The organism is Acetobacter sp. AC2005 (assembly GCF_037901235.1).
Lineage (GTDB): Bacteria > Pseudomonadota > Alphaproteobacteria > Acetobacterales > Acetobacteraceae > Acetobacter > Acetobacter oryzoeni.
Genome location: NZ_CP149625.1, coordinates 1924716 through 1945086, shown reverse-complemented (window position 1 = coordinate 1945086; position 20371 = coordinate 1924716). Strand labels below are relative to the sequence as shown.

Annotated in this window: 16 protein-coding genes and 1 tRNA gene; 6 read left to right on the top strand and 11 right to left on the bottom strand. The window is 52.6% G+C overall.

All coding sequences use genetic code 11. The annotated features are described in order from the left end of the window. Window positions 1-71 precede the first annotated feature (71 nt). Window positions 72-1124 carry a succinylglutamate desuccinylase/aspartoacylase family protein gene (locus QQM41_RS09325; RefSeq protein ID WP_408874560.1) on the top strand — a complete coding sequence of 351 codons (1053 nt, stop codon included), beginning with the start codon at window positions 72-74 and terminating at the stop codon, window positions 1122-1124. A gap of 46 nt (window positions 1125-1170) precedes the next feature. On the opposite strand, the gene glyA is transcribed toward QQM41_RS09325, so the two are convergent. Next, window positions 1171-2463 (bottom strand): serine hydroxymethyltransferase, encoded by a 1293-nt coding sequence (gene glyA, locus QQM41_RS09320; protein WP_339076956.1) that lies wholly within the window; start codon window positions 2461-2463, stop codon window positions 1171-1173. Window positions 2464-2644: 181 nt separating this feature from the next. Between glyA and QQM41_RS09315 the strand changes: the two genes are divergently transcribed. The 3 genes from QQM41_RS09315 (at window position 2645) to QQM41_RS09305 (ending at window position 6095) form a co-directional block, all read left to right on the top strand. After that, window positions 2645-4126: an amino acid permease gene (locus QQM41_RS09315; protein ID WP_339076955.1), complete on the top strand. Its 1482-nt coding sequence runs from the start codon at window positions 2645-2647 to the stop codon at window positions 4124-4126. A gap of 116 nt (window positions 4127-4242) precedes the next feature. Beyond that, a complete protein-coding gene (gene hemB / locus QQM41_RS09310) occupies window positions 4243-5247 on the top strand; it encodes a porphobilinogen synthase (RefSeq protein WP_339076954.1) in 1005 nt (334 codons plus the stop codon). Window positions 5248-5321: 74 nt separating this feature from the next. Further along, window positions 5322-6095 carry an arginyltransferase gene (locus QQM41_RS09305; protein WP_339076953.1) on the top strand — a complete coding sequence of 258 codons (774 nt, stop codon included), beginning with the start codon at window positions 5322-5324 and terminating at the stop codon, window positions 6093-6095. Window positions 6096-6105: 10 nt separating this feature from the next. Here QQM41_RS09305 and parC read toward each other — a convergent pair whose 3' ends face one another. The 9 genes from parC to dnaE all read right to left on the bottom strand — a co-directional run bounded on the left by parC (window position 6106) and on the right by dnaE (window position 18718). After that, window positions 6106-8310, bottom strand: a complete 2205-nt coding sequence (gene parC / locus QQM41_RS09300) for a DNA topoisomerase IV subunit A (protein WP_050818332.1) — start codon at window positions 8308-8310, stop codon at window positions 6106-6108. Between the two features lie 78 nt (window positions 8311-8388). Then, window positions 8389-9180, bottom strand: a complete 792-nt coding sequence (gene recO, locus QQM41_RS09295) for a DNA repair protein RecO (protein ID WP_339076952.1) — start codon at window positions 9178-9180, stop codon at window positions 8389-8391. Between the two features lie 15 nt (window positions 9181-9195). Further along, window positions 9196-10101: a translation elongation factor Ts gene (tsf, locus tag QQM41_RS09290; protein WP_050818334.1), complete on the bottom strand. Its 906-nt coding sequence runs from the start codon at window positions 10099-10101 to the stop codon at window positions 9196-9198. A 134-nt stretch (window positions 10102-10235) separates the two neighbouring features. Continuing rightward, complete coding sequence (rpsB, locus tag QQM41_RS09285; RefSeq protein WP_050818335.1) at window positions 10236-11042, bottom strand: 30S ribosomal protein S2; 807 nt, start codon at window positions 11040-11042, stop codon at window positions 10236-10238. Between the two features lie 167 nt (window positions 11043-11209). Beyond that, entirely contained in the window at window positions 11210-12337 is a 1128-nt protein-coding gene (locus tag QQM41_RS09280) for an aromatic ring-hydroxylating dioxygenase subunit alpha (RefSeq protein ID WP_050818336.1), read from the bottom strand. Window positions 12338-12646: 309 nt separating this feature from the next. Next, window positions 12647-13042 (bottom strand): hypothetical protein, encoded by a 396-nt coding sequence (locus QQM41_RS09275; RefSeq protein WP_128105721.1) that lies wholly within the window; start codon window positions 13040-13042, stop codon window positions 12647-12649. A gap of 71 nt (window positions 13043-13113) precedes the next feature. Continuing rightward, complete coding sequence (locus QQM41_RS09270; RefSeq protein ID WP_339076951.1) at window positions 13114-13914, bottom strand: aminotransferase class IV; 801 nt, start codon at window positions 13912-13914, stop codon at window positions 13114-13116. Next, entirely contained in the window at window positions 13911-15296 is a 1386-nt protein-coding gene (locus QQM41_RS09265; protein ID WP_339076950.1) for an anthranilate synthase component I family protein, read from the bottom strand. Before QQM41_RS09265 ends, QQM41_RS09270 begins: the two co-directional genes overlap by 4 nt. A gap of 2 nt (window positions 15297-15298) precedes the next feature. Continuing rightward, window positions 15299-18718, bottom strand: coding sequence for a DNA polymerase III subunit alpha (gene dnaE / locus QQM41_RS09260; protein ID WP_339076949.1), 3420 nt, complete (start codon window positions 18716-18718; stop codon window positions 15299-15301). A gap of 205 nt (window positions 18719-18923) precedes the next feature. Here dnaE and panC point away from each other — a divergent pair, with 205 nt between their 5' ends. Both panC and QQM41_RS09250 read left to right on the top strand, forming a co-directional pair. After that, window positions 18924-19763, top strand: coding sequence for a pantoate--beta-alanine ligase (gene panC, locus QQM41_RS09255; protein WP_339076948.1), 840 nt, complete (start codon window positions 18924-18926; stop codon window positions 19761-19763). Window positions 19764-19808: 45 nt separating this feature from the next. Then, window positions 19809-20165, top strand: a complete 357-nt coding sequence (locus QQM41_RS09250) for a RidA family protein (protein WP_128105726.1) — start codon at window positions 19809-19811, stop codon at window positions 20163-20165. A 114-nt stretch (window positions 20166-20279) separates the two neighbouring features. Here QQM41_RS09250 and QQM41_RS09245 read toward each other — a convergent pair. Next, window positions 20280-20355: transfer RNA gene (locus QQM41_RS09245), tRNA-Asn, on the bottom strand. Between the last annotated feature and the right edge of the window lie 16 nt (window positions 20356-20371).

Here is a 20371-nt window from a genome sequence, read left to right as displayed (position 1 = left end):
TGCTGTTCCTTCCTTCATTCCCTCATACACGCCGAGATACCCTTGCCAGCATGGCGTCTGGAGAGGGGATTATGAGTTGCGCATCCAAGCGGCATGTGCGGCCTGAGAGTGCTTTTCGGTTTCGGGCTGTTTCTGCCTTACTCCCGCCTTCTCCCCCAGCCTTGCCTGCCGTGCGCATTGAATACCCGCCACCAGATATTAGCCCATGGATTGCAGGAAACTGTGGCATTCAAGGTGTGCATCATTTTGAAAGCCGCCGCCCCGGCCCGCATGTGGCTGTTACAGCCCTTATGCATGGCAACGAATATGCCGGAGCCTACGCTCTGCAACAGCTTCTTATGCAGCCATTGCGCCCGTTACATGGAAGGTTGAGCCTGATTTTTCTTAATCTGGCCGCTTACAAAACCTTTAACCCTGCCCGCCCCACATTATCCCGCTTTATAGATGAAGATATGAACCGATTGTGGCGGCCTGAGTTAATTTGCTCGGCACATACATCGGTTGAAATGCAACGCGTGCGTGAAGTGCTACCTGTGCTGGAAACGGTAGATATTCTTTTGGATATCCACACCATGCTGTGGCCCGCGCAACCTCTTTTCCTATGCAGCATGGCCGAAAACAGCCGAGATCTTGCTTGCTGTGTATCCGGCGCACAAACCAACCCTCCTGCTGTTGTTCAGGATGGTGGGCATGAAGATGGATTAAGGCTTATTGATTATACACGCTTTAATACACCGCATTCATATACACGCGCCTGCCTGCTAGAAGCAGGGCAACACTGGCAAAAAGATGCCGCACAGCAGGCCTTGCTCAGCACCCGCTTATTTCTAACACAAACTGGCACCCTGCCCTCCGCCCCAATACCAGCAACACCTTCAGATTCTGTAAGGCAAGCTGTTGTGACAGACTGCGTGCAAGCGCTGACATCTCGTTTTGTTTTTGTGCAGCCGTTTACGAGTGGCAGTGTTATCCGCAAAGCAGGCACTGTTATTGCTTTTGATGGGCAGGATGAAATTCGCACGCCCTACAACAACTGTATCTTGGTTATGCCCAATTTGCGCCCCCGCCGCGGGCATACAGCCGTAAGGCTTGCAAAGCGCCTTAACAGCAAAACGGGCATGTAAGCCTAAGCCTACATGCCCGTTCTGAGAGCCTAAAAAGGCTTAAATATTATGCACGGCTATAGATAGGGAACTTAGCGCACAGAGCCTTAACGCGTTCGTGCACAGCGTTTTCAACTTCGCTGTTACCCTCACCGCCAGAAGCGGCCAGAGCTGTCAGAACTTCGTCAATCATTTCACCAACCTGGCGGAACTCTTCCTCACGGAAGCCGCGTGCCGTTGCTGCCGGGCTACCCAGACGCACACCAGAAGTGATGGCTGGCTTTTCCGGGTCAAACGGAATGGCGTTTTTATTGGCTGTAATACCGGCGCGTTCCAGAGCCTGTTCTGCAGCTTTACCTGTTACCTTTTTGGGGCGCAGATCAACCAGAATCAGGTGTGAATCCGTACCGCCGGTAACAATATCAAACCCACGTTCCACCAGAACTTCGGCCAGAACGGCTGCATTTTTCTGCACAGCTTTCTGGTATTCCTTAAACTCTGGACGGAGGGCTTCACCAAACGCCACAGCCTTACCGGCAATAACGTGCATGAGCGGGCCACCCTGCAAACCAGGGAACACAGCGGAGTTGATTTTTTTGGCCAATGCTTCGTCATTGGTCAGGATCAGGCCGCCACGTGGGCCACGCAGGGTTTTATGCGTGGTGGAGGTGACAATATGCGCGTGTTCCAGCGGGTTCGGGTACAGGCCAGCAGCCACAAGGCCAGCAAAATGCGCCATATCCACCATCAGGAAGGCACCAACTTCATCCGCAATGCGGCGGAAGCGGGCAAAATCAATGATACGCGGATAAGCAGAGCCACCAGCCACAATAATGGAAGGTTTGTGCTCACGCGCCAGCCGTTCCATTTCCTCATAGTCCAGCATGCCGTCCTGCTGACGCACACCGTACTGCACGGAATTAAACCATTTGCCGGAATAGTTAGGGGCAGCACCGTGGGTAAGGTGGCCACCGGCAGCAAGGCTCATGCCCAGCACCGTATCACCCGGCTTGCCCATAGCCATAAACGCGGCCTGGTTGGCGTTGGCTCCAGAATGCGGCTGCACGTTGGCAAATGCGGCACCAAACAGGGTTTTCACGCGGTCAATGGCAAGGTTTTCAACCTTGTCCACTTCCACACAGCCACCGTAATAGCGGCGGCCGGGGTAACCTTCGGCGTATTTGTTGGTTAGCACGCTGCCCTGAGCCTGAAGCACGGCTTCAGACGCCATGTTCTCACTGGCTATCAGTTCAATGCCTTCCTGCTGACGCTTCAGCTCGCCTTCAATGGCGGCTGCAACATCCGGATCAGTCTGGGCTAGAGACGCATGGAAAAAGCGATCCAGATCCGTGTGGCTCATTCAGGTGTTCCCTCAAAATCAGACAATATGTTCACCAGCATATTTGCCGGGCGGCTGGCGGTGTTCATTCGTTACGTTTGAAACACATCTTGCCAGGATGTGCTGCTGGCCTGTTTATAGAAAAAAAGACCGTTGGAGGCTTCTTACCGCTTTCCGTGCGGCCCGGACAGGAGAAAAATATATGGAGCAGAAGTCTGCCCCCTCTGTAACATCGGCATTTACGCGATGTTTGCCGCTGGACAAGCTACAGGCAGCACCTGGGCTTAAGCGTGTTCTGGGGCCGGGAAGCCTTGTGGCATTGGGTGTTGGTGCCACAATCGGGGCAGGCCTGTTTTCTCTTACCGGCATTGCTGCTTCTGAAAATGCCGGTCCTGCTGTGGTTCTTTCCTTTTTTATTGCAGCCATTGCCTGTGGCTTTGCCGGGCTGTGCTATAGTGAACTGGCCAGCATGATACCTATTGCGGGCAGCGCCTACACCTATGCGTATGTCACACTAGGGGAAATGATGGCATGGATTATTGGCTGGGATCTGGTGCTGGAATACGCCGTGGGTGCGGCCACTGTTGCGGTCAGTTGGTCCCGGTATGTGGTATCATTATTGGATTCGTGGGGCATAGTGCTGCCCCCGAGGCTTACGGCTTCACCCTTTGAAACCGTACAGATGCCCGATGGCAGCATGGTCTCCGGGTTAATGAACCTGCCCGCAGTTTTTATTACCTGTCTGGTTTCATGGATCCTGATCCGCGGGATCTCGCAATCCGCTATGGTGAACGCCGTTGTGGTGGTTATCAAACTGCTGGTGATTGCAGCGTTTATCGGCTTTGGCATCCACTACATTAATCCGGCCAATTATCACCCCTTTATTCCACAAAACACGGGCACATTTGGGCAGTATGGCTGGTCTGGCATTATGCGCGCTGCGGGCACCATCTTTTTTGCCTATATCGGTTTTGATGCCGTTTCCACCACCGCGCAGGAAACCAAAAATCCGGCGCGTGATATGCCCATTGGCATTCTGGGTAGCCTGCTGATTTGTGCTCTGGCTTATGTCTGCTTCTCTTTTGTAATGACCGGTCTGGTCAATTACAAAGACATGCTGGGTGATGCCGCGCCAGTGGCTACAGCCATTAACCGCACGCCCTATCCATGGCTACAACTGGCCATTAAAATTGGCATTATCTGCGGGTTTACATCCGTGCTCATGGGCATGCTTTTGGGCCAGAGCCGCGTGTTTTTTGCCATGTCCCGCGATGGCCTTCTGCCCCCCATGTTCAGCGCCACACACCCAAAATATCAGACACCGTGGATGTCCAACGTCTTTTTCATGGTCATTATCTGTCTGCTCAGCGCGTTTCTGCCCATTTCTGAGTTAGGGCACATGACATCCATCGGCACGCTTCTGGCCTTTATTCTGGTCTGTGCTGGCGTGATGATCCTGCGCCGCAAAGCGCCTGATCACCCACGCGCTTTTCGGGTTCCCGGCGGAGACATCATTCCTGTTCTGGGTATTCTCACTTGCGGCACTGTCATGGTCTCACTTGATGAGCTGACATGGATCCGGCTGATTGTGTGGCTGGCGATAGGAATGGTGATTTACCTAACCTATGGCCGTTACCACAGCGCATTAGCGCGACCCAGCATTCCGCCAGACAGGGTTGCATAAAGCGCACAGGCGCGCATACTTCTGGGCAGCATTCACCCGCCTGTCCCGCCCGCCGTGGTTGGGGTTCTTTTTAGTGCCCCACTACGCCCGCAGGCAGCAGCAAGGAGATCCTGCCCATGATGGCTGGCCGTTTTCCTCTGGCTCGCCCCCGGCGCAACCGGATTGATGATTTCACGCGCCGTTTGGTTGCTGAAAATACGTTGGGCATCAACAATCTGATCTGGCCTATCTTTTTTATGGAAGGCACCAACACGGTTACCGAGGTGTCCTCCATGCCTGGCGTACACCGTGTGACGCTAGACAAGCTGGCCGCACATGTTGAGCCCGCCGCAAAGCTGGGCATTCCGGCTTTGGCTCTTTTTCCCATCACGCCCACAGAAGCGCGGGATGAGAACGGCACAGAAGCCACGAACCCGGATAACCTGATGTGCCGGGCTGCCCGCCTGCTTAAAAAGGAATTTCCGGAAGTTGGGCTGATTGGTGACGTGGCGCTAGACCCTTACACCAGCCACGGCCACGATGGCCTGATTGAAAATGGCTACGTGGTGAATGATCCATCCGTAACCATTCTTTCCCAGCAGGCTGTTAATCAGGCTGCTGCTGGTGTGGACATTATTGCCCCGTCAGACATGATGGATGGCCGTATTGAAGCTATTCGGCGTGATCTGGATAAGAGCGGGCTGATCAACACCCGTATCATGTCCTACGCGGCCAAATACGCCAGTGCCTTTTATGGCCCATTCCGTGATGCTCTGGGCTCTGGCGGTATGCTGAAAGGTGATAAAAAAACCTATCAGATGGACCCCGCCAACAGCGATGAAGCCCTGCGCGAAGTGGAAATGGACATTGCTGAAGGTGCAGACATGGTGATGGTCAAACCCGGCCTGCCGTATCTGGATATCATCCGCCGTGTGAAAGATGAATTCCACGTGCCCACCTTTGCCTATCAGGTATCTGGTGAATATGCGATGCTGATGGCGGCCATCCGCAATGGCTGGCTTGACCATGAACGCGCCGTTATGGAAAGCCTTCTGGCCTTCCGCCGTGCCGGAGCCAATGGCATTTTAACTTACTTTGCTATTGAAGCCGCAGAACGTATCCGGGCATCTTTTGGCCAATAAGTTTTTGGTCAATATCACGGCATATGGGCCAGAGTTTTCTGGCCCATAATTTTGTTGCGGGATAACTTCTCCCCATGACGTCATCGCAAGACAGGCCACACTTCTTCTATACCGCTCCCCCCGGTGCCTGTCCGTATCTGCCCAACCGTATTGAACGTAAAATACTGGTGGATCTGGCAACTCCAGAGGCCAATTTCCTACATAGCCGCCTTTCACATGCAGGTTTCAGGCGTAGCCATACCTTGGCTTATGCGCCTATTTGCGATGGCTGCTCTGCCTGTATTCCCATTCGCTTGCCTGTCAGGCGCCTTACACCTAATCGGACACAAAAGCGCGCTGTACGGCGCAATGCAGACCTTACGCGCAGCCTCCTGCCCCCCACTGCAACAGATGAGCAATACGCGCTTTTCCGAAGGTATCTGGACAGCCGCCATTCAGATGGTGAAATGGCGGGCATGTCCATGCATGATTACCGAATTATGGTGGAAGAAACACCTGTAGATACACGGCTTATAGAGTTTCGAGCACCAGATTCCACGTTAATGGCTGCCAGCCTGATTGATGTTCTGGAAGATGGGCTTTCTGCCGTTTACAGCTTTTATGAACCAGACTGCCCACAGCGTTCGCTTGGCAGTTTTGCCATTCTTTCCTTGGCTGAATTGGCAGTGCAAATGGAGCTGCCATATCTATATCTGGGATATTGGGTACCAGGCAGCCCCAAAATGGCGTATAAAGAACGCTTCCAGCCCGCAGAAATTCTGCGCCACGGCACATGGCAAAAATTGGATCTCAACCAGCTCCCTCAAACAGAAAGGGCCCATCCGTTTCCGGAAGGCCCCCTGTTTTAAACGGCTACGCTTAAGCTTTTTTAGCAGCCCAAGGCGGTGCAACCTTGCCAACTGCGGCACGACGGCTGACCCAATCCTGCAAATCAGCAAACTGACGCACACGCGCAGTACCCGGCCAGAGCAATCCATCCGCCGCAGTAAACACCACAGCCTGACGTAATCCTCCATCTGAGTATTTTTGCAGAGCAACACCGAGGCCTCGTGTCATGACGGGCAACTGCTCCAATGGGAAAATCAGGAACCGCCGGTTATCCCCCACAACAGCAACGTGGTCTCCCTCTGCTGGCACGCATACACGGGCAAACTCACCTTCCTTCAGGTTCAGAACCTGCCGGCCAGAGCGTTTTTCCGCCACCAAAGTTTCATCATCCACAAGCATGCCGCGCCCAGCGCTTGAGGCCACCAAGCGGCGTTTTCCATCTTCTATGGGGAAAACGGCCAGAAGATCCTCATCATTGGAAAGATCAATCAACAGGCGGATAGGCTGCCCATCTCCACGGCCTCGTGGCAGGTCCGCCCCTTTTACGGTGTAAGCGCGCCCATCTGTTGCAAAGAAACACAACCGATCTGTAGTCTGGCAAGGAATGGCCAGCTTAAGGGCATCTCCTTCCTTAAACTTCTGGTTTTCCAGATCAACATTGTGGCCCTTAACCGCACGCACCCAACCTTTTTGAGAAAGGATCATGGTGAGCGGTTCACGCTCCACTTCTTCCACCACGGAAATATCAACTGGCTTGGGCGCAGAAAGAATGGTGCTTCTACGCTCACCCAAACGGCCTTTTCCAAAGGCCTTGATCATACCGGTGAGTTCGCGCTCGATTGTTTTCCAGCGCTGTTTTTCGCTATCAAGCAACGCCATCAATGCTGCTTTCTCAGCAGAAAGTGCGTCATGCTCCTTGCGAATTTCCATTTCCTCAAGCCGGCGCAAACTCCGCAACCGCATGTTGAGCACGGATTCTGCCTGCAAGTCTGTCAGCTTGAACGTGGCTATCAAGCTGGCCTTGGCATCATCCTCTTCACGGATAATGCGGATAACCTCATCCAGATTCAGGTAGACAGCCAGAAAACCCGAAAGAATTTCCAGCCGCCGCTCTACAGCTGTCAGTCTATGGCGGCTGCGGCGTTCCAGCACCTCATGCCGATGGTCCAGCCATGCCTGAATAACCTGTTTAAGCCCCATGACACCGGGTGAGCGATCCGCCCCCAGCACATTCATGTTCAGGCCAAAGCGACTTTCCAGCGGTGTGGCACGGAACAGCGTTTCCATCAGCACTTCTGGTTCTATGCCACGTGTTTTGGGCTCCAGAATCAGGCGAATTTCATCCGTACTTTCATCACGGATATCCCCCAGCAGAGGCAGTTTTTTCTGATCTAGCAAATCCGCAATCTGCTCGATCAGGCGCGATTTCTGCACCTGATACGGAATTTGCGTCACCACAATATGCCATGTGCCAAAACGGCCTTGCTCAACCTCCCACCGCGCACGCATCCTAAAGCTACCGCGCCCGGTTTCGTAGGCCTGCAAAATGGCATCCGAATCTTCAACAATCAGGCCACCGGTTGGAAAATCCGGCCCCGGCATAAGCTCTAGCAGCTCCTGCGTGGTAGCCGAGGGCTTGCGCACCAGCAGGGCAGCAGCAGCGCATACTTCTGCGGCATTATGGGGCGGAATGCTGGTTGCCATACCCACAGCAATACCTGCCGCACCATTGGCAAGCAGATTGGGAAAGGCCGATGGCAGAACAACCGGTTCCTGCTCCTCACCATCATAGGTGGGGCGGAAATCTACGGCATCATCTTCAATGCCATCCAACAGGGCCACGGCAACTTCTGTCAGACGAGCTTCCGTGTACCGCATGGCGGCCGGGTTATCACCATCAACAGAACCGAAGTTCCCCTGCCCTTCTACCAGCGGGTACCGTGCGGCAAAATCCTGCGCCAACCGCACCAGAGCTTCGTACACCGAAGCATCACCATGCGGGTGAAACTTACCGATAACATCACCCACCACGCGGGCGCATTTTTTGAAGCCGGAAGCCGGATCTAGCCGGAGCTGATGCATGGCATAAACCAAGCGCCTGTGCACCGGCTTAAGCCCATCCCGCACATCCGGCAAAGAGCGGGACATGATGGTGGAAAGCGCATAGGCCAGATAACGCTCACTCAGCGCCTCCGCCAGTTTTGTTTCCTCAATATGTCCTGCGGTTTCGCTCATCTGCCATCCCTGGAAAGCTGTGCATGATCCATTAGAAACAAGACATACAGCCCTCGTATCGGTTGTGCCAGTCTTGCGCTACTCGGTTATTGGTGTTTGGTCTGCCAGAATACGCATTTCCAGCCTATCATACAGCCGTTGGCGTGCTGCAGGTAACGGCAAATGGCGTTGGCCAAAGGCATCCCGCGCCAAAAAGTGGCCTGTTAAGCGCAAACCTTCCAGCCAATCTGCCGCATTACCGGTTTGTTCTGTATCCCGCAAAAAAGATGGAAGCGGCAAGAGCCGATCTTTCCATTCTCCCGCACCTTCTTCGCTAACTGCGCGACCTGTGCGTGGTGAAACATAATGCAAATTTTCTGTGCTACCGGTAACGGCACAAGCTGATAGATCCAGCCCAAAGCCTAACGTTGCCAGCAATGCCATTTCCCACCGCACAACGTGGGGCATACCTTCACGTTCTGCAACAACAGGATCATACCCCAAAAAGGTAAGCAAACGCACTGTTTCTGCAAAAAGGAAGGGGCAAGGATCAGCTTCTGGCAGGGTTACATCTGCCAATACGCAAACTGATTGCAACATGCCTAATGCTAATGGAGCATCCAACAGCCGTGCGGCACAGGCGTAAAGTAATTCGCCTGAAATTTGTAATGATGCAGCAGCGCTGCGTTTATGGAGGCTTGTTTTAACAACATTGCCCGGCTGCCATAGGGCGCGGCCTGCTTTACTGGCTCCGCCATAGGCAATGCCCCTTAAGGGGCCGTAATCTTCTGTAAGAACATGCACGCGTGCACTGGTTTCACCCTGCACACCCGCAAAAAGCACAAGGGCGGGAGCCTCCTTTTGATAGGAAGTCCCGCCCTTGTCCGTCATTCGGAAAGCCCGACCTTAGACGCCAGCAACCTTTGCAACTTCAGCCGCAAAGTCATCAGCTTCTTTTTCAATGCCTTCACCCAGCTGGAAGCGGTCAAAGCCAACCAGCTTAACGCCAGCTTTCTTCAGCACGTCTTTCACGCGGGTTTCACCATCATGTACCCATACCTGTTCCAGAAGCACAACTTCTTCGTAGAACTTACGGATACGGCCTTCGACCATCTTTTCGATGATAGCTTCTGGCTTGCCGGAAGCGCGGGACTGTTCGATCAGCACTGCGCGTTCACGTTCAACTTCTGCCGGATCAAGGCTGGAAACATCCAGAGCAGAAGGACGTGTGGCAGCAACATGCATACCAACCTGACGGCCAAGCTGTTCGATAGCTTCATCAGCTGTCGGAGCTTCAACGGCGGCCAGAACACCAATCTTACCCAGACCGGGGCGCAGCGCACCATGCACATAGGTTGCCACAACGCCAGACGGCACAGTGAACACACGAGCCCGGCGCAGGGTCATGTTTTCACCAATGGTTGCAACCAGATGCGTCAGCTCATCAGCAACTGTGCGACCGGTTTCAAGCGTGGCAGCCTTAATGGCTTCCAGATCTTCACCAACCTTCAGCGCAACTTTAGCAACGGATTCCACAAAGTTCTGGAAGGATTCGTTACGAGCCACAAAGTCGGTTTCGGCATTCACTTCAACCATCGCAGCCACTTTGTCTGCAGAAGCAACGCCTACCAGACCTTCAGCAGCAACACGGCCAGATTTTTTTGCCGCAGCAGCAAGGCCCTTGGTGCGCAGCCAATCAATAGCGGCTTCAATATCACCGTTGGCTTCGTTCAGTGCTTTTTTGCAGTCCATCATGCCTGCGCCGGTTTTTTCGCGCAGATCCTTGACCAGTGCAGCTGTAATTGCCGCCATAATTCCATACTCCTTAAAAAACCCGAACGCGCCCACTCAGGGGCGCGAACCGGAATATTCCATGGCCTGCCAATGCAGGCATTCATGCAGGAAAAAACAGCCCGGCATGATAACCGGGCTGTTTGTGTATTCCGTTAGCTTGCAGCCGGTGCTGGAGCTTCTGCTGCAGGGGCAGCAGCTGCCGGAGCAGCTTCAAGAGCAGGCTCAACAGGCAGTTCTTCAGCAGCGCCGATATCCTGACCGGAAGCACCCAGTTCTGCGGAAATACCGTCCAGAACAGCGGAAGAAACCAGATCACAATACAGGCCGATAGCGCGGATGGCATCATCGTTACCCGGAATCGGGAAGGTTACGCCACGCGGATCGGAGTTGCTGTCCAGAATGGCCACAACCGGGATACCCAGCTTGTTGGCTTCTTCAATAGCCAGCTTTTCCTTGTTGGTGTCGATCACGAACAGGATGTCCGGCAGGCCACCCATTTCCTTGATCCCGCCCAAAGAGCGTTCCAGCTTGTCGCGCTGGCGGGTCATGTCCAGAATTTCTTTCTTGGTCAGACCAGCTGTTGCGCCGTCCAGCGTTTCTTCAATGCCACGCAGGCGCTTGATGGAACCCTGAATGGTCTTCCAGTTTGTCAGCATACCGCCAAGCCAGCGGTGGTTGACGTAATACTGACCGCAGCGACGTGCAGCTTCTGCGATCGGATCCTGCGCAGCACGCTTGGTGCCAACAAACAGAACGCGGCCACCACCGGCAACAGTGTTGCGGATAGCCTGCAGAGCGCGATCAAGCAGGCCAACGGTCTGCTGCAGATCAATGATATGAACCTGGTTGCGCACACCGAACAGGTACGGCGCCATGCGCGGGTTCCAGCGACGGGTGTGGTGACCAAAGTGAACACCAGCTTCCAGAAGCTGACGAAGGGTAAAATCAGGCATCGCCATAAGCGTATTCCTACCTTTCTGGTTATTCCTCCGCGAGGGGTTACCCTGCCAGACAGAACAGAGCACCAGATGGTGTTTTCCTCGCGTGCGTTATGCTCCCGGCCTTGACCGAGCGCGGCTCTTATGGCCGTTTTTTTGCGCCCGGACAAGACAAAAAACGCTCTTTATTAAGCTGCGTCTTCTGACTGGGAGGCTGTTTCCACCGGATGCGCGTATTTGTTGGGCACGCCGCTACGTGCCAGCAGAGCACGAAGTGACTTTACAACAGGGAACACTTCAACGTTGTGGTCCCCACCCAGTTCGCGCCATGCGTTCTGTTCCATTTCCACAATTTCACGATCTTCTTCAAAGATGCGGTGTGTGAAAATACCCAGTGCAGGCCATGCCAGATTGAGCAGGAAGTTCCATTTGGGTTTTTTAACGGAAAGCAGACCAAATGCCTGTGTAACCTGCTGCGTTTCGCCCAGCGGCACATAGGATGTCCACAGATCCATAATCAGATCACCATCCTTATCGTGGATCTGCAGAGTCTGATACGGATAGGTGGTGCGGATGGACACAACTTCTTCAACCGGCTGTTCGCGGCCTTCAAAATCATGGTGTTTGCCAAAAATCAGGGCTTCCGCAAGCGGCTGATTGCCACCTTTACGGGCAAAGCTGTAGCGTGCTTCCAGGAAGTCATCACCCTTGTCCTGCCCCAAAAAACGGGCCGTAATGGAACCCATCTGCCGCCGGTGCAGGAACTGATGGTTCATGTCCATCAAGTTTTCATGCATGAAGGTATAGTGGCATTTCAGGCGTGGGCTGAACATGCGGGTTTTGTATTCCGGGTTACCCACTTGCGCCACATCAGGCACGGGAACCTTATCTGCCAAAGCCGGATCACCGGGGAAGATAAAGATCAGGCCGCTTTTTTCACGGCAAGGGTAGGATTTAACCGGGCGCCCCACTCCTTCTTTATTCAAATAAGGTACGGTCACGCACTTGCCGGCGCGATCAAATGCCCAACCGTGGTAGCAGCATTTTACGCAGCCCTTATCATCCACAACCCCTTTGCTCAGCGGCACCTGCCGATGTGCGCAACGGTCTTCCAGCGCATAGACAGGCCCATATTCAGGGCGAATAAGTGCAATGGGGTGCCCTGCATAGCGTGCGGCAAATGCTTTGCCGGGGCGCACTTTATGCGACCACGCCACAGGGTACCAGAAATTAGGATCACAATCGATCTGCCGAAGATCATAATGCGGCGTATTCGAACCGTCCGCCTGTTTGCCCTTGGCCTCTTCCACCAGCATGACGTCACCCTTTCAGAATCCAACAAGGCCGATGCAGCAGGAACAACATCACCTTAAAAACATGCCTATGCCCACGTGCTCTCCAGTGCCGAATTACGGAACCATCAGAGCAAACATGGGCGGGGATGACGCCTTCAAGATATTGAAGCTGCTTTTTGCTCAGCCCTGCCGCGCCATCACATGGGTGGGAAGGCTAGCCGATTTTACACGCTGCGCCCAGATGCAAACAGCCAACCAAGCTGTGCACTGGCCGCAACGGTCCTATCCTGCCAAGCCACATGCCTAACAGGATATCTGGCCTTCATTGCATTATTGTGGTGCGTGATTTTCCTGCAAATGCGTAGAAGACGGCTGATTGTTACCGGGGATTGTTTCACTTGGGCTTTCCATAACCCCATTTTTTTTGTCGTGCTGGCTATGGTGCGGATGATATTCTTTAACCGGGTGGGCTGGGTGTTTTCCATCGTTCGAAGGCGGTTGCGTACCTGGTTGCTCATCTACCGTGCGCGGATTGCTCCACAGCTTTTTAGATGGATCAACATGCTCACCATTTGGCCCTACCGCTGCCTTTGATGGAGGCTGCCCCTGTTGGGAGGCTGCACCCTCTGCTGTAGGTGGCGTGCCACTATTATCTTGAGCCATAGCCAATGCCGGCATCACGCTTAAAGACGCACCAAGCAGCATGGAAGTGAAAATTTTCTGCATGGGACACTCCTTTGGAATAAAATGATGTATCCCGTTTTCCAACGCCAACAATTTGGAAGAGTTGCAAAATTTTATTTTCCCAGAATATCCCTTATTTTTCGGTAAGATTCTGGATGATATGCAATCTGCTTTCCATCCAAATGCGCCACAACACGCAAGGAAAGACTGTTGGTTAAATAAACACCCTGCGCTTTTACAATATCTGTGTAAGTGACCACACGCTCCTGCACCACTCCTGCATCCAGCAACAGCCTGCGCGCAATCCCCGGCAAAACACCTTCTGTAACTGGAGGCGTTATGAGCCCTTCTTCTGTTTGCACAACAACATTACTGATTGTGCTTTCTGCTATATGCCCCTGCATATTCAGCAAAAAAGCATCATCACACCCTTTACGGTCGGCTTCCTGCCTTGCCACAACTCCAGGCAAATAACTTAACGACTTAATGCGAGAAAGTGGCGAGCACTCATCCCGTCGCACCAGAGTGCTCACACACATACGCACAGACTGCTCTCTAAAATTGCCCGCAGTTCCTGTTATAAAAACCGTTGGTTTGCAGTATTCTGGTGGCAACAAACCGCGTGGCGCGACCCCACGTGTGACAGTCAACCTAATAGAACCATTCTCAAACCCTGCTTGTGCCAAAAACTCTTGCACAGCCTGCAAAGCATCGTCTTGTGTTGGCACAGGCATATCCAAAACCCATGCACCATTACAAAGACGCTGATAATGCCATATAAAATGCAAAACCGTTTTGTTTTTAACCCGCAGAGTTTCGAATAACCCGTCTCCTAATGTCACGCCCCGATCCAGAGGGCTGATAGTGGCCTGTTCAGCGGGGTATATTTTTCCGTTTAACCAAACAACACTCATTCCTGCCCCCAGAACCTCTGAAACGGCGCAAATTTCAGACGCATTTCTTCATATTCTTTTTCTGGATCAGACAGAATGGTTACACCACCGCCAACACCAATGCTCAGGCAATTTTTAAAGCGTTCCAAACTACGGATAATCACGGAACTATCCATACTGCCATCTGCCCCAATACAAAACACCGTGCCACAATATGCACCACGAGTTGAGGCTTCCAACTCATCTATAATCTGCATCGCCCGATATTTGGGGGCCCCTGTTACAGAGCCCGGCGGCAAGGTTACTTTTAAAAGATCAAAAACATCTTTGTTAGGCAGCAACTTTCCGCGAACCTCTGAAACCAGATGATGCACATGCGGAAACTGCTCCACCTCCAACAAGTCTGGCACACACACGCTGCCTATTTGCGCCATGCGGCCAATATCATGCCGCATAAGATCAACTATCATCAGGTTTTCGGCGCGTTCTTTTTCATCATGTAGAAGCGTTTTACGCCAAAAAGCATCTTCTTCCGGCGTTTGCCCACGTGGTGCCGTGCCCTTGATAGGCCGCGATGATACACAACCATTCGCGTCCACTTTCAAAAACCTTTCTGGAGAGGCAGAAAGTAACGCAAAATCTGGCCCGCATGACAAATACGCAGCAAAAGGTGCCGGTATTTGTTGCCGCAATGCACGATACACCTCAACACTTGGCAGAGATTCATCTATTTCCGCTGTATGCCGACACGTTATATTCGCCTGAAAAATATCTCCTGCGGCAATATAGTCCCGCGTTTGTGCAATGCTCTGACAATAAGCATGACGGCCTTGATCTGCCACAAACTGCGTGGTTGTACGTATCTTACATAGTGCAACATGCTCAGGAAGCTTATGCCACTCACTTATCAACTGCGCTACATGTGCAGAATCTGCAAAGAATTTTGACGTTCCTGCAAGAAACACACGTTTTTCAAAGCGATCCCAAATAAAAGCATGATCATACACGCCCGCTGCCAATAAGGGCGTATTTTGATCTTTATGCCGAGATAAAACGCCCTCCAGCATCATTCCCGTTTGATAACTGGCAAATCCAACAAGACCACCCCAGAATGGAATATCTTGCAGGTGCACTCTATCCGCATCTTCTTTTAATTCATCATGAAAAACACGCAGGGTTTCAAAAACATGACCAGATGAAACAAAAGGTTGTTTTGTACCGTCCACTTCTATTTCATGAGGCCAAGCCACCACCGTATGACATGGCCTATGGCAAAAAATCTGCCATCGGCTCCGATTGTCTATCTTTCCGCCACTATCCAGAAAAGCACACCACGGCTGATTGCCCCATACCGATAAAACGGCATCAGGGTTCTTCCATTGCAATTCCCTTATCTGAACCAATGTCAGACCTGTTCCACCCGTGAAACACCAGAAAGCGTGCGCAGCCTTTGCCCCAACACGGGCGTAACCTTATAGCGTCCGCGCAACCGCACTTCTACATCACAACTATCTGCAACACCTGGCAGCAGAACAATCCGTCCTGCCCCGCCCTTTTGTGGTTCCAGAATAGCTTGTAAATCTGGCAAGGCATCTGGCTTTTCCAACCAAACACGCATTTCGCTTTGCCCTTGCGCGGCGGCGGCTTCCAAATCCACAATATCTGTCGCGGTAAGGCGTAGGGCTTCTCCTTCCAGCTTTAAATCAGCTGTTACGAGAATAGCCGTGCCCGCCACCAGAATATCGCGCACACGCGTCAGCACTTCCGAAAAAACAGTTACTTCGCAGCCGCCAGATGCATCGGAAAGGCGCACCCATGCCATTTTGTTACCCGTGCGTGTGGGACGCTCCTTTTTATCCACTACACAGCCAGCAATTTTAACACGCCCGCCGCCAAGCTCCGCCGCAGTTAACAACTGCGATGTGCGCGTAACACCCAGACGACGCAGTACCGAACCATATGCATCCAGCGGGTGGGCTGTCATATGGAAGCCAATAGCTTCGGCCTCCATCGCCAGACGTTCAAACTCTGGCCAATCATGGCCTTCCACTAACCGCAAGGGCTCAACTTCACCCGGTCCGCCAAACAACCCAATCTGGCCAGAAGCAGCCTCCTGTGCCTGGCTATGCGCCCGCCGCAAGATAACATCTGCGGACCTGAAAACGCGTGCCCGGTTTTTATCAATACATTCAAACGCACCAGCTTTTGCCAGATTTTCCAACTGCATCCGGTTGATGTGCTTCGGGTCAATACGGATTGCAAAATCTGCCAGATTTTTAAAGGGTTTTTCTCCCCTTGCATCTACCAGTGCTTCCATTGCACCATAGCCAACCTTTTTAATGGCAGCCAGCGCATAACGGATGGCATATGTGCCATCTGGTTGTTTTTCTACCGAGAAATCAGCTTCTGATTTATTGATATTCGGCGGCAAAACAGCAATGTGCATGCGCTCTGCTTCCTGCCGCAAAGCGGCAAGTTTTTCTGTACGCTCTCGCGCCAGAGACATACAGGCTGCCAAAAAGGCTACCGGGTGGTTAGCCTTCATCCATGCTGTTTGGTAGGAAACAAAAGCGTAAGCTGCAGCATGGGATTTATTAAAACCATAGTCTGCAAACTTGGCCATGAGGTCAAACACCTCAACGGCTTTATCACGGTCAATCCCGCGTTTGGTTGCGCCTTCTGTAAAGATTTCGCGCTGGTGATCCATTTCTGAACGGATCTTTTTACCCATGGCTCGGCGTAGCAAATCTGCGCCACCCAGACTGTAGCCAGCCATTTTCTGGGCAATCTGCATAACCTGTTCCTGATAGACCATGATGCCATAGGTCTCTTCAAGAATATCACGGATTTCCTCGTGCGGGGGTTCCCAGGCCTCACCGTGTTTTCTGCGGCAGTAATCGGGAATGTTGGCCATTGGGCCAGGGCGATACAGCGCCACAGCAGCAATAAGATCTTCTATTCGGGTGGGGCGCATCTGTTTGAGAACATCGCGCATGCCCGCGCCTTCAAACTGGAACACGCCGGCGGTATCACCCCGCCCCAGCATTTCATACGTTTTGGGGTCATCCAACGGTATGTGGCTGATATCCACATCCTTACCCATGCGGCGTATAAAATCGACACCCCGTTTGAGAATGGTAAGTGTTGTTAAGCCAAGAAAGTCAAACTTGACGAGGCCCGCCTGCTCAACAAACTTCATGTTATACTGGGTAACCAGCGTATCACTTTTGGGGTCTCGGTACAGCGGTACAAGCTGCACAAGCGGCCTATCCCCAATAACCACACCCGCCGCATGCGTACTGGCATGACGGAAAAGCCCTTCTAGCTGCTGGGCAATTTCCAGCAATCTGCGCAGGGCCTCATCATTATCACGCATTTCCTGCAGCTTAGGCTCGCCTGCAATAGCTTCCTTCAGAGTAACCGGCTTAGCGGGGTTGTTGGGAATAAGCTCTGCCACACGGTTAACCATACCGTATGGCAGGCCCAGCACGCGCCCAACATCGCGCACAGCAGCACGCGCTTGCAGCTTACCGAAGGTAATAATCTGCGCAACGCGATCTGCCCCATATTCACGCCGCACATAGGCAATTACTTCGTCTCGCCGATCCTGACAGAAATCGATATCAAAGTCAGGCATGGAAACGCGTTCTGGGTTTAGAAAACGTTCGAACAGCAGATTGAACGGAATAGGGTCAATATCCGTAATGGTAAGCGCCCACGCGGCCAAGGACCCCGCACCAGAACCACGGCCCGGCCCAACCGGAATGCCATGCGCCTTGGCCCACTGGATAAAGTCCGCCACGATCATGAAGTAACCGGGGAACCCCATCTTGGAGATAATATCCAGCTCGAAACGCAAACGTTCCTTGTATTTTTCTACGGTTTCGGCATCCAGCTTCATGCCGGACATGCGGCGTTCCAACCCTTCCCACGCCATGGCGCGCAGGGTTTCATCTTCTGTCGCGCCTTCTCTTACCTTGGGGCAAACAGGCAGAAGTGGTTTGCGGGTTTCTACTTTAATGGCGCAACGGCGCGCAATTTCCAATGTGTTGTCACACGCATCTGGCAGATCGGCAAAAAGTGCGCGCATCATTTCCGGCGGCTTGAACCAATGTTCCGGCGTAACGCGGAAGCGATCTTTTTCTGCCATGGTGCGCCCTTGGGCAATGCACAACAGAGCATCCTGCGCTTCGTACATTTCTGGCGTAGGAAAAAAGCATTCATTGGTGGCCACCAAAGGCAGCCCGAACCGATCTGCCAATGTGAGCACGCCCGGTTCCACGGCTTTTTCAATAGCCAGACCATGCCGGTGCAGTTCTACAATCAGCCTGTCACCAAATGCCTCATGCACACGGGACAGCCATTTTTCAGCGTCTTCCGTTTGCCCTTCCGCCAGCATCTGGAACAGTGGCCCACGTGTGCCACCGGTTAGCAGCAGCAGCCCCTCTGCTTTTTCACACAGCAGGTCTAGCGAGACAAAAGGATCTGCCGGATCTGAGTTCTGAAACCCGGCTGAAGAAAGAAACTGGAGATTAGCCAACCCTGCCTCGTTCTGCGCCAGAAGCACAACAGGTTCAGCTGGAGAGCCGGGTTTGTCATTACGCGCAGGCAGGCCAATCTGGCTGCCAATAATGGGTTGGATGCCGCTTTTTGTACAATACTGAGAAAATTCCAACGCCCCGAACAAATTACCTGAATCAGCAATGCCCACAGCAGGCATATGCATTTCCTTCGCTAGCCCCACAATATCGGGCACGCGAATGGCCCCTTGGCTGAGCGAATAGGCAGAATGAACACGAAGGTGGACGAAATCAGCGTAAGACATGCGCCTTTATAGCACAGACTTGGGCCTTTTCACTCTGTCTAAAAGCTCTGTTTTGGCGTGCCTGGATATGCATAAAAGAGACCCTCCCCAGAAGGCTTTCTGGTCAGTTCTGGCAGTAAGACAGTTTCAACGATACATTACAGCCTAACAAAGCTTGGCGCTGTGTTCCGGCTTGCAAAATTACTGACCGTTCAGGACTTCCATTATGCAGATTATAAAAACCAAAGCAGAACTGGCAGCTTTAAGTTCCAGTTGGCAGAAAGAGGGTCAAACTATTGGATTTGTGCCAACTATGGGCGCACTTCATGCAGGCCATCTTTCACTCATTAATGCGCTGGATGGCAAAGCCTCTCGTCGGATTGTATCCATTTTTGTAAACCCCATTCAATTCAATAACACCAGTGATTTCCAGCATTACCCACGTGGGCTGGAAGACGATGCCTCCTTGTTACGCAAGACTGGCAAAGTGGATGTGCTTTATGCGCCAGATGAAAGTCAGATGTACCCACCCGGCTTTGCAACCCGCATAAGTGTTTCCGGGCTGGACAACATGCTGTGTGGAAGAGACAGACCCGGCCATTTTGATGGCGTTGCCACAGTGGTTACCAAGCTGTTTTTACAAACACGCGCCAATATCGCGGCTTTTGGTGAAAAAGACTACCAGCAGCTCTGCCTCATCAAACGCATGGTGCAGGATCTGGATTTACCAGTAGATATACTGCCCGTGCCGACCTTGCGGGAAACAGACGGGTTGGCGCTTTCATCCCGCAACCGCAGGCTTACCCCAGAACAACGCCAACAGGCCGCTCTGCTACCCCAAGCCCTGGCTGCATGCCTTGCAGCCATGAAGAATGGTACAAGCGTAGAAAGCAGCTTAGACACATGCCGTGAGACATTGAAGAAAGCGGGCTTTTACGTCCATTATCTGGAACTCCGCCATGCGGAAAATCTGGCACCCGCCCCTATTGCAGGCAAAGATACGCGCCTGTTTGTGGCTGCCAGCCTAGGGAGCATTCGGCTTATTGATAATATGCCGTTTGCCTAACACTTTCCGCAACACTCTATTCACAACAGCAAAGAGCCCAAAATCATGAGCATTAAACGCCTTGCCCCTGAAGAACGTCTGACAGGCGCCGTTGTTCATAATGGCCTTGTTTATCTAGCTGGCCAGATTGCCGACGATTCCTCGTTGGATGCTGAAGGCCAAATGGCTGATATTCTACGGCAAGTAGATGCCTTATTGGCTGAAGCAGGCACAGATAAAAGCCATCTTATTTCTGTTCAGATCTTTTTGGCTGACATGAATGATATGGCTGGCATGAACCGTGCATGGGATGCGTGGCTAGACAGAAACAACAAACCAGCCCGCGCAACGGTAGAAGCCAAACTGGCCGACCCCACATGGAAGGTGGAATTAACCGGTATTGCTGCATTGCCTCAGCCGTAATTGTGTTTAGGTGGGCAGTTGTTTTTTAACAGCTGCTCACGACACAAGCTTACACGCAAAACAAATGCTCTAAAGCATTGCTGCATTTTATAAATTTTAGAAGGAAATTAAGGCTGGCTCCCGAAGTAGGACTCGAACCTACGACCCAGCGATTAACAGTCGCTTGCTCTACCAACTGAGCTATTCGGGACCAGCGAGGGAGCATA